A 14,798-nucleotide genomic window follows, 5' to 3' on the forward strand; every position below is an offset into this window, starting at 1 on the left:
ACAGGGTGCGCTAACCGTCGGTTAGCGCACCCGTGGCTCCTGGTCCGGTCAGTAGCCGAAGTCCTGCGTCCACCAGGGGCCGCCCGAACCGAAGTGCACACCGACCCCGAGGGTCTTGAAGTCGCAGTTCAGTATGTTGGCGCGGTGGCCCTCGCTGTTCATCCAGGCGTCCATGACGGCCTGGGCGGTGGCCTGGCCCCGGGCTATGTTCTCGCCGCCGAGGTTCGATATGCCGGCGGCCGCGGCCCGGTCCCACGGCGTCTTGCCGTCCGGGTCGGTGTGGTCGAAGAAGTCCCGGGCGGCCATGTCGTCGCTGAACGCCTCGGCCAGCTTGGTCAGCGAGGAGTTCGCGGACAGTGCGCTGCAGCCGACCTTGGCCCGCTCCTCGTTCACCAGCTTCAGCACCTCGGCCTCGACCACGGCCTCCTGGGAGGTGGTGATCGGCGCGGCGGTCTTCACCGGCGCCTTCGTGGCCGTCTTGGAGGGCGTGACCGTCGGCTCCTCGGAGGGGGTGGCGCTGGTCTTCGGCTTCTCGGTGGCCGTCTTCGTCGGGGTGGGCGACGCGGACGCGGAGGCGGAGTCCGACGCGGAGGCGGACGCGGACCGGGTCGGCGAGCCGGCGCGCTGGGTGTCACGGCTGGTGGAGGAGCCGGTGTCACGGCTCTCGGCGCTGCCGGAGGTGCCGCCCTGCTCGGCGGCCGTGTTGCTGGGCGCGCCGTCGGCCTGCACCCGCTCGCCGCCGGTCGTGCTGTTGGAGCCGCCGAGCTTGTAGTTCTCCAGGCCCGGCACCACACCGGTGGCCACCGCGACCGTGCCGATGGCGACTGCGGCCGAGACCCCGAGCAGGCCCGTGGCCACGGGCCGCCCGCCCTTCTTCCGGCGCCGGTGACCGCCGCCGGAGGGGGAGCCGCCTCCCGGGGTGAACTCCTCGGCCGGGAACTCGGCGGTGTCCATGAAGCGGGCGTAGTCGTCCTCGGTGGCGAACAGGTAGGCCGAGCTGCGCGCGTTGGTGTCGGCGTACTCCTCCTGCTCGCGCAGGTAGGCCGCCGTACCGGTGCCGTAGCGGAGGCCCGCGTACGAGTCCTGCGGGTTGTGGCCGCCCGTGTACGAGCCGTTGTTCTCCGTGACCCCCGTGGCGCGGCCCGTGGCGGCGCGGCCGGCGGCGGAGCGTCGGTGGCGTCCCATGTCCTTGCCTTCTTCCCTCGTCCTCGCGGTCGGGGTCGACCAGGGGCCGGTGTGGCCAGTGACTCCATCTGGTCAACCAGACTCACCCGATCGAGTGAGTTTCATATGAGATTCATTGGGTGGGGACGGTACCCCATACCGCTGAGGGAGGAGGTGTCCCGAGTGACATTGGCCGGTTAGGTTGCACCCATGAGCGAGGATGTGCGACTGGTCGCCTGGGTCCGTGGGCGTGTGCAGGGTGTGGGATTCCGCTGGTTCACGCGGGCGCGGGCGCTGGAGATCGGCGGGCTGAGTGGTTTTGCTCTCAATTTGGGGGACGGTCGCGTCCAGGTGGTCGCGGAGGGCCCCCGGGAGGGCTGCGAAGGACTGCTCGACTGGCTCCAGGGCGATGACACGCCCGGGCGGGTGGAGGGTGTCACCGAGATCTGGGACACACCCCGGGGCGGCTACGACGGCTTCGCCATCCGCTGAGCCCGCTCTGTAAAGCCGCGCAGGAGAAAGCGGAGCGATCTGCCACCGGCATGTGCCCCGAGCAGAAATGGCCTGGTGGTTGCCAAGAATCGCCGCGCGTGGCAGGCTCCGCAGGTAAAGATGATCGCCACGCCCTGAGGGCCCCGCAGGAGTCGCAGCGCCGCCCGGCCAGGGTGGGCCGCCCCCGGGTTCGCCTGCCAATACAGGGCGTGATCGTGTTGACCGTCAAACTTTTTGGTGAGACGCTGAAAGCCCCGCGCACCTTAGCTGTTTGGCATGGCGCAACAGTCGAGCAACACTCGAATGTGTCAAGCACCGCGGGTGCGAATCCCTCACGACCCACACCGCTACGGTCGGTCACTCAGTGTGGAGGACCATCCATCATGGCAAAGGCGCTTCTCGGTTACGTCGGCGGCTCCGACCCGCGACTCCTCGCCGAGATGCGACGGCTCCAGCAGCGTGTCCAGGACCTCGAATCCGAGCTCGTACGGATTCAGGCCGAGAACGACGCGCTGACGGCTGCCGCTTCTCCCGACAGGATCATGGAGAGCATCGACGCAAACCAGGCGGAGCCTGCGCTCACCTGATCGCTGCATCGCTCCACAACAGCACATGCGGCGGTTGGGCAGCCCTTTCAACCGCTTGAGTTGTCAAGATGTGCAAGGGACGCCCCGGCGTCCCTTCTTTCTTGCCCCCGACCTGACCCGTGCCCCGACCCGCTTGTAGCCCCGCGCATCCTTTCACCTTCTTTAACGTCTGGTGTGCCCTGCATGTTCATGCGCGAAACCGCGGGGTTGCGAGGCTTCGTGGAGTGGGGTAGCGGGGCCAGGTAGAGTCCGACGGCGTGCACCTCAAGGCCCTGACCCTTCGCGGGTTCAAGTCGTTCGCCTCGGCGACCACGCTCCGGTTCGAGCCGGGGATCACGTGTGTCGTCGGTCCGAACGGCTCGGGCAAGTCCAATGTCGTCGACGCGCTCACCTGGGTCATGGGCGAGCACAGCGCCAAGTCGCTGCGCGGCGGCAAGATGGAGGACGTCATCTTCGCCGGCACCACCGGCCGCCCTCCGCTGGGCCGCGCCGAGGTGTCCCTGACCATCGACAACTCCGACGGCGCCCTGCCCATCGAGTACGCCGAGGTCACCATCACGCGGATCATGTTCCGCAACGGCGGCAGCGAGTACCAGATCAACGGCGACACCTGCCGCCTCCTCGACATCCAGGAGCTGCTCTCCGACTCCGGCATCGGCCGCGAGATGCACGTCATCGTCGGCCAGGGCCAGCTCGACTCCGTCCTGCACGCGGACCCCATGGGCCGCCGCGCCTTCATCGAGGAGGCCGCCGGCGTCCTCAAGCACCGCAAGCGCAAGGAGAAGGCCCTGCGCAAACTGGACGCGATGCAGGCCAACCTCGCCCGCGTCCAGGACCTCACCGACGAACTCCGCCGCCAGCTCAAGCCCCTCGGCCGCCAGGCCGCGGTCGCCCGCCGGGCCGCCGTCATCCAGGCGGACCTCCGCGACGCCCGTCTGCGGCTGCTCGCCGACGATCTCGTACGACTGCGCCAGGCGCTCCAGACCGAGATCGCCGACGAGGCCGCCCTCAAGGAACGCAGGGAGGCCGCCGAGCAGGAGCTGAAGAAGGCCCTCCAGCGGGAGGCCCTCCTGGAGGACGAGGTACGGCGGCTCACCCCGCGCCTGCAGCGGGCCCAGCAGACCTGGTACGAGCTCTCCCAGCTCGCCGAACGCGTCCGCGGCACGATCTCGCTGGCCGACGCCCGGGTGAAGAGCGCCACCTCCGCGCCCCCCGAGGAGCGGCGCGGCCGCGACCCCGAGGACATGGAGCGCGAGGCCCACCGGATCCGGGAGCAGGAGGCCGAACTGGAGGCCGCCCTGGAAGCGGCCGAGCGCGCCCTCGACGACACGGTCGCGCACCGCGCCGAGCTGGAGCGCGAGTTGGCCCTGGAGGAACGGCGCCTGAAGGACGTCGCCCGCTCCATCGCCGACCGGCGCGAGAGCCTGGCCCGGCTGAACGGCCAGGTCAACGCGGCCCGCTCACGCGCCGCGTCCGCCCAGGCGGAGATCGACCGCCTGGCCGCCGCCCGCGACGAGGCCCAGGAACGGGCGGTCGTCGCGCAGGAGGAGTACGAGGCGCTCAAGGCCGAGGTCGACGGCCTCGACGCCGGCGACCACGAACTCGGCGAACAGCACGACCACGCGAAGCAGCGGCTCGCCGAGGCAGAGGCGGCCCTGACCGCCGCCCGCGAGGCCGCCACCGCGGCGGAACGCAGCCGCGCCGCCACCCAGGCCCGCCACGAGGCGCTGGCGCTGGGCCTGCGCCGCAAGGACGGCACGGGGATACTGCTCGGCGCCCGCGACCGCCTCACCGGCGTCCTGGGCCCGGCCGCGGAACTGCTCACCGTGACCCCGGGCCACGAGGTCGCCCTGGCCGCGGCCTTCGGCACGGCAGCGGACGCGATCGCGGTGACCACCCCGGCCTCAGCAGCCGACGCCATCCGCCTGCTCCGCAAACAGGACGGCGGCCGCGCGGCCCTGCTCCTGGCGGGAGCCCCTGACGACACGACGCCCCGCACTGCAGCGCCCCAAAGGGGCACGGGGAACGGCGCGATCAGCCACGACGGCGCCGCAGCCGACGACGGACCGACCACGGCACCGGACAACACCCCCGGCTGGTCAGCGCCCCTTGGGGGCGCGGGGAACGGCGCGACCGGCCACGACGGTGCCGCGGCGGACCGACGACCGGCGGCAGCACTGGACAACACCGGCACCTGGTCAGCGCCCCTCGGGGGCGCGGGGAACGGCGCGACCGGCCCCCACGCACCCGTATCCGACCGACGACCCCACCCGGCTCCCCTCGGGGCAAACCACGCGGCGGACCTGGTCCGGGGCCCGGCCGACCTGATGCCCGCCGTACGGCGCCTGCTTCGCGACATCGTCGTCGTCGACACCCTCGAAGCCGCAGAGGACCTCGTCTACCGCCACCCCCACCTCACCGCCGTCACCGCCGAAGGCGACCTCCTCGGCGCCCACTTCGCCCACGGCGGCTCCGCCGGTGCGCCCAGCCTCCTCGAAGTGCAGGCCTCGGTCGACGAGGCCGCCGCCGAACTGGAGGAGCTGGCCGTCCGCTGCGAGGAGCTGGCCGAGGCACAGCAGACCGCCCAGACACGGCGCAAGGAGTCCGCGGCCCTCGTCGAGGAACTGGGTGAGCGGCGCCGCGCCGCCGACCGGGAGAAGTCGGCCGTGGCCCAGCAGCTGGGCCGGCTCGCCGGACAGGCCCGCGGCGCGGCCGGCGAGGCGGAACGCTCTACGGCGGCGGCCGCCCGCGCCCAGGACTCCCTCGACAAGTCCCTGGAAGAGCTGGAGATCCTGGCCGAGCGGCTCGCCGTGGCCGAGGAGATGCCCGTCGAGGAGGAACCGGACACCTCGGTACGCGACCGGCTCGCCGCCGACGGCGCCAACGCCCGGCAGACCGAGATGGAGGCCCGCCTCCAGGCCCGTACCCACGAGGAACGCGTCAAGGGCCTGGCCGGCCGCGCCGACTCCCTCGACCGCGCCGCCCGCGCGGAACGCGAGGCACGCGCGCGTGCCGAGCAGCGCCGGGCCCGGCTGCGCCACGAGGCGGCCGTCGCCGAGGCCGTCGCCGCCGGCGCGCGGCAACTGCTCGCGCATGTCGAGGTCTCCGTCGGCCGCGCCGAGCGGGAGCGGGCGGCTGCCGAGGCCGCGAAGGCACAGCGCGAGCAGGAGCTGACCGCCGCCCGCTCCGCCGGCCGCGACCTCAAGGCCGAACTCGACAAACTCACGGATTCAGTTCACCGGGGCGAGGTACTCGGCGCCGAGAAGCGGCTGCGCATCGAGCAGCTGGAGACGAAGGCGCTGGAGGAACTGGGTGTCGAACCGGCGGGGCTGGTCGAGGAGTACGGGCCCCATCAGCTCGTGCCGCCCTCGCCCCCCGCCGAGGGCGAGGTGCTGCCGGACGACCCCGAGCACCCGCGCAACCAGCCCAAGTCCTTCCACCGGGCGGAACAGGAACGCCGGCTCAAGGCGGCCGAGCGGGCCTACCAGCAGCTCGGCAAGGTCAACCCGCTCGCCCTGGAGGAGTTCTCGGCCCTTGAGGAACGGCACAAGTTCCTCAGCGAGCAGCTGGAGGACCTGAAGAAGACCCGCGCCGACCTGCTTCAGGTCGTGAAGGAGGTCGACGAGCGGGTCGAGCAGGTCTTCACGGAGGCCTACCGGGACACGGCCCGCGAGTTCGAGGGCGTCTTCAGCCGCCTCTTCCCGGGCGGCGAGGGACGGCTGATCCTCACCGACCCCGACAACATGCTCACCACGGGCGTGGACGTCGAGGCCCGGCCGCCGGGCAAGAAGGTCAAGCGGCTCTCCCTGCTGTCGGGCGGCGAGCGCTCGCTGACCGCGGTCGCGATGCTGGTGTCCATCTTCAAGGCCCGCCCCAGCCCGTTCTACGTCATGGACGAGGTCGAGGCGGCCCTGGACGACACCAACCTGCAGCGGCTGATCCGCATCATGCAGGAGCTCCAGGAGTCCTCGCAGCTCATCGTGATCACGCACCAGAAGCGCACGATGGAGGTCGCCGACGCGCTGTACGGCGTGTCCATGCAGGGCGACGGTGTGTCGAAGGTCATCAGCCAGCGCCTCCGCTGAGTTTGCGTGTGCCATACACCGGTCTGACCTGCACGCCCCCTTCATAAGTTCAACTGTTGAACACGAACACCTTCACCATGCCTTCAAGCTCACATCACCCCGTCTATTGACTTCGAAACTTGAAGGCATAGTCTCTGCAACGTTGCTTTTACCTTCAGGTGTGAGCGGCGCGCACGTATGCGCCACTTGAACCTGACAGGGCTCACCCCCACCCCGGCAGCGCTGCCGGGGGCCCGAGGAGTTTCTTGTGACCAGCACTGCGCAGGCACCCCAGTCAGGAGCCGGGACGGCTCACCCCGATCATCTCGGGCATGTCATCTTCATCGCGGCGGCGGCCGCGATGGGCGGATTCCTCTTCGGCTACGACAGTTCCGTCATCAACGGCGCCGTCGAGGCGATCCGGGGCCGCTACGACATCGGGTCCGCGGCCCTGGCGCAGGTCATCGCCGTCGCGCTGATCGGCTGCGCCATCGGCGCCGCGACCGCCGGCCGCATAGCCGACCGCATCGGCCGTATCCGCTGCATGCAGATCTCCGCCGTGCTGTTCACCATCAGCGCCGTCGGTTCCGCACTGCCCTTCGCCCTGTGGGACCTCGCCTTCTGGCGGATCGTCGGCGGCTTCGCCATCGGCATGGCCTCCGTGATCGGCCCCGCCTACATCGCCGAGGTCGCCCCGCCGGCCTACCGCGGCCGTCTCGGTTCCTTCCAGCAGGCCGCGATCGTCATCGGCATCGCCATCTCGCAGCTGGTCAACTGGGGTCTGCTCAACGCCGCCGGCGGCGACCAGCGCGGCAAGCTGATGGGCCTTGAGGCCTGGCAGGTCATGCTCGGCGTCATGGTGGTCCCGGCCGTCCTCTACGGCCTGCTCTCCTTCGCCATCCCCGAGTCCCCGCGCTTCCTGATCTCCGTCGGCAAGCACGACCGCGCCCGCGAGATCCTCGAAGAGGTCGAGGGCAGGAGCGGCGACCTGGACGCCCGCGTCGCCGAGATCGAGCACGCGATGAAGAGCGAGCACAAGTCCACGTTCAAGGACCTGCTCGGCGGCTCCTTCTTCTTCAAGCCGATCGTCTGGGTCGGCATCGGCCTCTCGGTCTTCCAGCAGTTCGTCGGCATCAACGTCGCGTTCTACTACTCCTCGACCCTGTGGCAGTCGGTGGGCGTCGACCCGACGGACTCGTTCTTCTACTCCTTCACCACGTCGATCATCAACATCATCGGCACCGTGATCGCGATGATCTTCGTGGACCGCATCGGCCGCAAGCCGCTGGCGCTCATCGGCTCCGTCGGCATGGTGATCGGCCTCGGCCTGGAGGCGTGGGCCTTCTCCTACGACCTGGTCGACGGCAAGCTGCCGGCCGCGCAGGGCTGGACCGCCCTGATCGCCGCGCACATCTTCGTGCTCTTCTTCGCCCTGTCCTGGGGTGTGGTCGTCTGGGTCTTCCTCGGCGAGATGTTCCCGAACCGGATCCGCGCCGCCGCGCTGGGTGTCGCCGCCTCCGCGCAGTGGATCGCCAACTGGGCCATCACCGCGAGCTTCCCGTCGCTGGCCGACTGGAACCTCTCCGCGACCTACGTGATCTACACGGTCTTCGCGGCCCTCTCCATCCCCTTCGTCCTCAAGTACGTCAAGGAGACCAAGGGCAAGGCCCTGGAGGAGATGGGCTGACCCGCCCACCCTCCCCGAACTCGAGGAGAAGGGCCAAGTCCCCGCTGCCCCTCTCCTCGTACCCTCCGCCGCCCCGCCCGGTCACTGCCCGGGCGGGGCGGCGGTTCTCCTGCCCCGCACCCCTCCCGTCCGCCACCGCACCACTTCGCTCCGCCACCACGGCGACCCACCACGGCGCCGCCCGGCGGTGCCGAGTTCTCCCGTCGTCACCTGCCGAGAGGCCTCGCCGCCGCTACGCCTCCAGCGCCGGAAGGACGGTCTCCGCGAAGAGGCGCAGGCTTCGCCAGCCCTCGTCGACCGGCATGCCGCCGGCCAGTGGGTGCAGCACCAGGTTGTCCAGCCCCGCCGTCACGCACTGCTCGGGGGTGAGGATGCGGTACACGCCCTCCGCGCGGAGTTCCGGCACGGTCGTGGCCGTCGAGCGCACGGCCGAGCGGATGTCGCCGGACTGCCAGGAGGCGTAGGTCCGGGCCTCGTGCAGGAAGTGTTCGCCGTACCGGGCCCACGCCCGGTCCGGGTCCTCGGCGATGTGCAGCAGCGGGGTCTCGGCCGTGGGCATCATGGTCCAGCCCTCGGTGCCGTACTCGGTGAGCCGCTCCTTGTAGTAGGCCTCCAGCTCCGGCAGATGCGCGCTCGGGAAGAACGGCAGGCCGAGGCGGGCGGCGCGGCGGGCCGCGGCGCGGGAGGAGCCGCCGACCAGGAGGAGGGGATGGGGGTCGGTGAGGGGGCGGGGCGTGACCCGTACCGTACGGCCCCGGTACTCGAACTCCTCGCCGGTCCAGGCCTTGAGCAGCGTCTCCAGCAGTTCGTCCTGCAGCTTCCCCCGCCGCTTCCACTCCACGTCGAACAGGGCGTACTCCTCGGGCCGGTAGCCGATCCCGGCCACCGTCACCAGCCGCCCCCCGCTGAGCAGGTCGAGGACCGCGATGTCCTCCGCGAGCCGCAGCGGGTCGTGCAGCGGGCCGATCACCGCCGACACGGTCACCGCGATGGTCCGGGTCGCCCCGAACACCGCGCCCGCGAAGGCGAACGGCGACGGCAGCCAGTTGTTGTCGACCCCGTGGTGCTCCTCGGTCTGGACGGTGGTGACGCCGTGCTCGTCGGCGTACCCGGCCATGTCCAGGGCCGCTCGGTAACGGGCGCCCAGGGACGCCCGGTCGGCGCCGGGCTCGACGAGGTTGAAGCGGACGACCGAGACGGGCATGGGAGTTCCCCTTCACCTTGGCCGGGCTGGTGTGCGGGGACAGTAGCTGACGGTGCGTCAGACAGCCAGAGGCGTGGGGTTCCTGGGCGCCGCCGGCACCACCGCCGGCTTCGGCAGCACCGCGTACAGCAGACCCGAGACGACGATGGTCGCCACCCAGCCGAGGCCGTACCGGCCGACGGGGTTGTTCGCGGCGAACGGCCCGGTGAACCAGTCGCACCTGGTGAAGAGCAGTCCCGCCGCCAGACCGAGCGCCCAGGCCGTCACGGCGGCGGGGGAGAAGCCCGCCCGGTACCAGTAGGCGCCGGCCGGGCTCGTGTCGAGGAGGGCCGTGGCGTCGTACTCCCGACGGCGGAGCATGTCGACGCCGAACACGCCCACCCACGCCGAGAACGCCACCGCCAGCAGTGACAGGAACGCGATGAAGGAACCCAGGAACGAGGTCGCCGCCAGCATCAGGACACCGCCGAGGACCAGCGAGATGACCGCGTTGACGGAGACCGCCCAGGGGCGGGGGATCCGGAAGCCGAGGGTCTGGGCGGTGAAGCCCGCCGAGTACATCGACATCGCGTTGATCAGCACCATCCCGGCCAGGGCGATGAGCAGGTAGGGCACGGCGAGCCAGAGCGGGAGGACCGCGCCCAGGAAGGAGACCGGGTCGGCCGTCCTGGCCAGGTCGGGCATGCGCGAAGCCGTCACCGCGCCCATCAGGACCAGGGGGAGTACGACGATCCCCGCGCCGCCGACCGTGTTGCGTACGATCGCCGCCGAGGAGGCCGTACCCGGCAGATAGCGCGTGAAGTCCGGGGCCGCCGGAGCCCAGCTCATCCCGCCCGCCGCGATCAGCCCGGCCCCGGTGACCATCGCGGCCGCGGAACCGGCGTCCTGCCCGAACACCCTGTTCCAGTCCGTCTTCACGATCAGCCGGCCGAGGACCAGCACGGAGAAGGCGCCGAACAGCCAGGTCGCCCAGCGGTTGCAGCGCCGTACCGCCCTGATGCCCATGCCCGAGATGGCGAACGTGGCGATCACGAAGAGCAGCAGCGCGACGACGACCAGCGCGGTGTTGCGCCGGACGCCGAACAGGATGTCCAGGACCGTCAGCAGTGCGTAGGCGCCGGTCACCGCGTTGATCGTCTCCCAGCCCCAGCGCGCCACCCAGATCAGCGTGCCGGGCAGCAGGTTCCCGCGCTGGCCGAAGACCGCGCGGGACAGCGCCATGCCCGGCGCGCCACCGCGTTTGCCCGCGATGCCGACCAGCCCGACCAGGCCGTACGACACGATCGGCGCGGCGGTGCCCACGACCAGGATCTGCCAGAAGTTCAGCCCGAAGGAGACCGCCAGGCCCGCGCCCATGGTCACCAGCAGGACGGTGATGTTGGCGGCGATCCAGGTGGGGAGCAGGCCGCGGGTCGTCGCGGTGCGCTCGGCGTCCGGGACCGGTTCGATGCCCCGGGTTTCGAGGCCGTGGTGCTCCAGGGACTCTTCGAGATGTTCGAGCGGGCCGTCGTGATGGGCGGTGGTGCTCATGGTCAATCATCGTACGTTAGTCCGACTAATCCGCTCAAAAGGGATGATCGGTATCGGAGAATCATCCGGAAACTCCTTCGCGAGGGAACAAAGTCGGCCGCGAGGGTGGGATGGATACTGGACGGGTTATGGAAACCGTCATCCTTGCTGTAGTCATCGCCGTGGTCGTGCTCGGCGCGCTCGGCGGGCTCGTCATCGGCAGCCGGCGCAAGAAGTCGCTGCCCCCGCCGCCCCCCGCCGCGCCCGACATCACCGCGCCACCGGCCGAGCCGCACGTCGGCGACGAGGCCGAGACGCCGCGCGACGAAGCGCGCCGGACGATAGAGGAGGTCGACCTTCCCGACGGCTCGGCTCCCGTCGTCGTGGAAGAGCCCGCCGCCCCCGAGATCGAGATCCCCGAGCCCACGGCCGGCCGCCTGGTCCGGCTGCGCGCCCGGCTCTCCCGCTCCCAGAACGCGCTCGGCAAGGGGCTGCTCACGCTGCTCTCGCGCGAGCACCTCGACGAGGAGACCTGGGAGGAGATCGAGGACACCCTGCTCACCGCCGACGTCGGTGTGCAGCCCACCACCGAACTGGTCGACCGGCTGCGCGAGCGCGTCAAGGTGCTCGGCACCCGCACCCCCGACGAGCTGCGCGGCCTGCTGCGCGAGGAACTCCTCAAGCTGGTCGGCACCGACGCCGACCGCACGGTGAAGACCGAGCCCGAGGACCGCAAGCCCGGCATCGTGATGGTCGTCGGCGTCAACGGCACCGGCAAGACCACCACCACCGGCAAGCTCGCGCGCGTGCTCGTCGCCGACGGCCGTACGGTCGTCCTCGGCGCCGCCGACACCTTCCGGGCCGCCGCCGCCGACCAGCTCCAGACCTGGGGCGAGCGGGTCGGCGCCTACACCGTGCGCGGCCCCGAGGCCGGTGACCCCGCCTCCGTCGCCTTCGACGCGGTGAAGGAGGGCAAGGAGATGGGGGTCGACGTCGTCCTCATCGACACCGCGGGGCGGCTGCACACGAAGACCGGGCTCATGGACGAGCTCGGCAAGGTCAAGCGGGTCGTCGAGAAGCACGCCCCGCTGGACGAGGTGCTGCTCGTGCTCGACGCCACCACCGGGCAGAACGGCCTGGTGCAGGCCCGGGTCTTCGCCGAGGTCGTGGACATCACCGGGATCGTGCTCACCAAGCTGGACGGCACCGCCAAGGGCGGCATCGTGATCGCGGTCCAGCGTGAACTGGGCGTCCCGGTCAAGCTCATCGGCCTCGGTGAGGGCGCGGACGACCTGGCGCCGTTCGAGCCGGAAGCGTTCGTGGATGCCCTTATCGGTGACTGACCCGAGGGGGGTGCGGATACCCCCCGACCGCGTGAGAGGCGCCCGGCCCCCAAGGTGCACTGGTGGGGGACGGGCGCTTCGGCGTACGGGCCTCGCGGGCTACGCCCGCGACCGGTGTGCCACGTAGGCCAGCGTCCCCAGCAGCAGCCTCGCGGCGGGCGGCCGGGTCGCCGAGTCCAGGGCCGGCGGGCACAGCCAGCGCGCCGGGCCCAGGCCGCCCCGGTCCGACGGCGGAGCCGTGATGTGGCTGCCCGGGCCGAGGCCCCGCAGGTCGAGGGAGGTGGGGTCGTCCCAGCCCATGCGGTAGAGCAGCGCGGGCAGTTCGGCGGCGGAGCCGGGGGCGACGAAGAACTGGGTGCGGCCCTGCGGGGTGGCGGTGACCGGGCCGAGCGGCAGGCCCATGCGCTCCAGGCGGACCAGGGCGCGGCGCCCGGCGGGCTCGGCGACCTCGATCACGTCGAACGCGCGGCCGACCGGCAGCATCACCGCGGCGCCGGGGAACTCGGCCCAGGCCTTGGTGACCTCGTCCAGCGTGGCTCCGGCGGACACCTGGGACGCGAAGTCCAGCGGGTGCGCCCCCGGCGCGGGACAGTCGCCGTGCCCGCAGGAACAGACGCCGGCCGCGGCCCGGGCACCCGGCACCACGTCCCAGCCCCACAGGCCGGTGAACTCGGCGACGGCGGTGCAGTCCGATGAACGACCGCGCCGGCGTGTGCCGGAGCGGATCTCGCGAATGCCGCCGATCGTGAAGCCCATGCCCCCTCCAACGGGTCCGGCGCGCCGGTGGTTACGACACGGAACGGGACGGAAACGGAACGTGACGCTACGGCTCCGCCTTCCCCTCCGCCCGCAAGGTCAAGACAGCGCCCTGAGGCGCCTTGGGTGGTGCACCTGGGGACACGCGCCCCCGGGTGCATCGTTCCGCCTACTCCCGGCCGTCCTATGTCAAGTGAATCGCGCCAAGGCCATCGTGAGTTCATTCGAAGGGGTGGCGAATGGTGGCGTTTCCGGGATCGCCATGGCTGGAGCAGTGATCGTAGGATTACTTTGAGTGCACGAGGCCTGGGGGCACATGCTCTCGTGGGTATGCCGGAGGCAACTCGGCATCCCGTTCGAAGGGTGAGAACTACCGGACGGGCAGCCGTATTTACCGGCATTCTGATAGGGCTTGGCGCATCCGGCATCAAGTGGTCTCAGGGATGGGGGCGTTCCAGTGGGCGGCAACGGCGGAAGCGGGACGACCGCGACCAGTACCGACAAGCGCCCCAATGAGCTGCTCAACTCGTGGTTCGTGCGCAGCGGCTGGTCCAAGGGCGAGCTGGCACGGCAAGTGAACCGCAGGGCACGCCAGTTGGGCGCCAACCACATCTCGACGGACACGTCCAGGGTGCGTCGCTGGCTCGACGGGGAGAACCCGCGCGAGCCGATCCCCAGGATCCTCTCCGAGCTGTTCTCCGAGCGGTTCGGCTGCGTCGTCTCCGTCGAGGACCTCGGTCTGCGGGCCGCCCGCCAGTCACCCTCCGCGACCGGCGTCGACCTGCCCTGGACGGGCCCGCAGACAGTGGCCCTGCTCAGCGAGTTCTCGCGCAGCGACCTCATGCTGGCGCGGCGCGGCTTCCTCGGAACCTCGCTGGTCCTGTCGGCGGGCCCGTCCCTCATCGAGCCCATGCAGCGCTGGCTGGTGCCCTCGCCCGGCTCCCCGCAGTCGGCCCCCGAGTCGGCGGCCGACGCCCGCCGCCCGGGCCGCCTCTCCAAGCCCGAGCTGGAGCTCCTGGAGTCCACCACGGTGATGTTCCGCCAGTGGGACGCCCAGTGCGGCGGCGGGCTGCGCCGCAAGGCGGTCGTCGGCCAGCTGCACGAGGTCACCGACCTCCTCCAGGAACCCCAGCCCGAGGCCACCGAGCGCAAGCTCTTCAAGGTCGCCGCCGAACTGGCCGAACTGGCCGGCTGGATGTCGTACGACGTCGGGCTCCAGCCCACCGCCCAGAAGTACTTCGTGCTCGCCCTGCACGCGGCCAAGGAGGCCGGTGACAAGCCGCTGGGTTCGTACATCCTCTCCAGCATGAGCCGCCAGATGATCCACCTCGGCCGGCCCGACGACGCCCTGGAGCTGATCCACCTCGCCCAGTACGGCAGCCGGGACTGTGCGAGCCCGCGCACCCAGTCGATGCTGTATGCGATGGAGGCCCGCGCCTACGCCAACATGGGCCAGCCCGGCAAGTGCAAGCGCGCGGTCCGGATGGCCGAGGACACCTTCTCCGAGGCGGACGAGTGGGACGAGCCGGATCCCGACTGGATCCGCTTCTTCTCCGAGGCCGAGCTGTACGGCGAGAACAGCCACTCCTTCCGGGACCTCGCCTATGTCGCGGGCCGCAGCCCGACCTACGCCTCGCTCGCCGAGCCGCTGATGCAGAAGGCCGTCGAGCTGTTCGCGAAGGACACCGAGCACCAGCGGTCGTACGCGCTCAACCTCATCGGCATGGCCACCGTGCACCTGCTGCGCGGCGAGCCCGAGCAGAGCACGGTTCTGGCCTCCGAGGCCATGGGCATCGCCAAGAAGGTGCGCTCCGAGCGCGTCAACACTCGTATTCGAAAGACCGTCGACTCGGCCGTCCGGGACCACGGCGACCTCGCGGCCGTCGTCGACCTCACCGAGCAGCTCGCCGTCGACCTCCCGGAGACCGCAGAAGCGGTCTGAACCTCGGCAATCCCAAGACCCCGGCCGCGGCCGGCCCTCCGGAACTGCCC

Annotated in this window: 10 protein-coding genes; 6 read left to right on the plus strand and 4 right to left on the minus strand. The window is 71.0% G+C overall.

The annotated features are described in order from the left end of the window. Nucleotides 1-48: 48 nt before the first annotated feature. Nucleotides 49-1,185, minus strand: coding sequence for a CAP domain-containing protein (locus ACIPSJ_RS15215; RefSeq protein WP_401346009.1), 1,137 nt, complete (start codon nt 1,183-1,185; stop codon nt 49-51). Nucleotides 1,186-1,374: 189 nt separating this feature from the next. Here ACIPSJ_RS15215 and ACIPSJ_RS15220 point away from each other — a divergent pair, with 189 nt between their 5' ends. The 4 genes from ACIPSJ_RS15220 (at nt 1,375) to ACIPSJ_RS15235 (ending at nt 7,994) form a co-directional block, all read left to right on the plus strand. Next, nucleotides 1,375-1,656 carry an acylphosphatase gene (locus tag ACIPSJ_RS15220; RefSeq protein WP_355714388.1) on the plus strand — a complete coding sequence of 94 codons (282 nt, stop codon included), beginning with the start codon at nt 1,375-1,377 and terminating at the stop codon, nt 1,654-1,656. A gap of 383 nt (nt 1,657-2,039) precedes the next feature. Next, entirely contained in the window at nt 2,040-2,243 is a 204-nt protein-coding gene (locus tag ACIPSJ_RS15225) for a hypothetical protein (protein ID WP_093498859.1), read from the plus strand. Between the two features lie 257 nt (nt 2,244-2,500). Further along, nucleotides 2,501-6,328, plus strand: a complete 3,828-nt coding sequence (locus ACIPSJ_RS15230) for an AAA family ATPase (protein ID WP_401346011.1) — start codon at nt 2,501-2,503, stop codon at nt 6,326-6,328. Between the two features lie 247 nt (nt 6,329-6,575). After that, on the plus strand, nt 6,576-7,994 hold the full coding sequence (locus ACIPSJ_RS15235) for a sugar porter family MFS transporter (protein WP_359221533.1): 1,419 nt from the start codon (nt 6,576-6,578) through the stop codon (nt 7,992-7,994). Nucleotides 7,995-8,226: 232 nt separating this feature from the next. On the opposite strand, the gene ACIPSJ_RS15240 is transcribed toward ACIPSJ_RS15235, so the two are convergent. Together ACIPSJ_RS15240 and ACIPSJ_RS15245 are read right to left on the minus strand one after the other, a co-directional pair. Then, entirely contained in the window at nt 8,227-9,198 is a 972-nt protein-coding gene (locus tag ACIPSJ_RS15240; protein ID WP_359215874.1) for an LLM class flavin-dependent oxidoreductase, read from the minus strand. A 57-nt stretch (nt 9,199-9,255) separates the two neighbouring features. Continuing rightward, the gene (locus ACIPSJ_RS15245) at nt 9,256-10,728 is read right to left on the minus strand and encodes a cytosine permease (protein ID WP_401346014.1); all 1,473 of its coding nucleotides are present in this window, start codon (nt 10,726-10,728) and stop codon (nt 9,256-9,258) included. Nucleotides 10,729-10,856: 128 nt separating this feature from the next. On the opposite strand from ACIPSJ_RS15245, the gene ftsY reads away from it, so the two are divergent. Beyond that, nucleotides 10,857-12,050, plus strand: coding sequence for a signal recognition particle-docking protein FtsY (gene ftsY / locus ACIPSJ_RS15250; RefSeq protein ID WP_359215879.1), 1,194 nt, complete (start codon nt 10,857-10,859; stop codon nt 12,048-12,050). Nucleotides 12,051-12,149: 99 nt separating this feature from the next. Here ftsY and ACIPSJ_RS15255 read toward each other — a convergent pair whose 3' ends face one another. After that, nucleotides 12,150-12,806 carry a bifunctional DNA primase/polymerase gene (locus ACIPSJ_RS15255; RefSeq protein WP_359215882.1) on the minus strand — a complete coding sequence of 219 codons (657 nt, stop codon included), beginning with the start codon at nt 12,804-12,806 and terminating at the stop codon, nt 12,150-12,152. A 457-nt stretch (nt 12,807-13,263) separates the two neighbouring features. Between ACIPSJ_RS15255 and ACIPSJ_RS15260 the strand changes: the two genes are divergently transcribed. Continuing rightward, nucleotides 13,264-14,748 carry a hypothetical protein gene (locus tag ACIPSJ_RS15260; protein ID WP_359215885.1) on the plus strand — a complete coding sequence of 495 codons (1,485 nt, stop codon included), beginning with the start codon at nt 13,264-13,266 and terminating at the stop codon, nt 14,746-14,748. Nucleotides 14,749-14,798 lie beyond the last annotated feature (50 nt).

The sequence above is a fragment of the Streptomyces sp. NPDC090088 genome, from assembly GCF_044747345.1.
GTDB lineage: Bacteria > Actinomycetota > Actinomycetes > Streptomycetales > Streptomycetaceae > Streptomyces.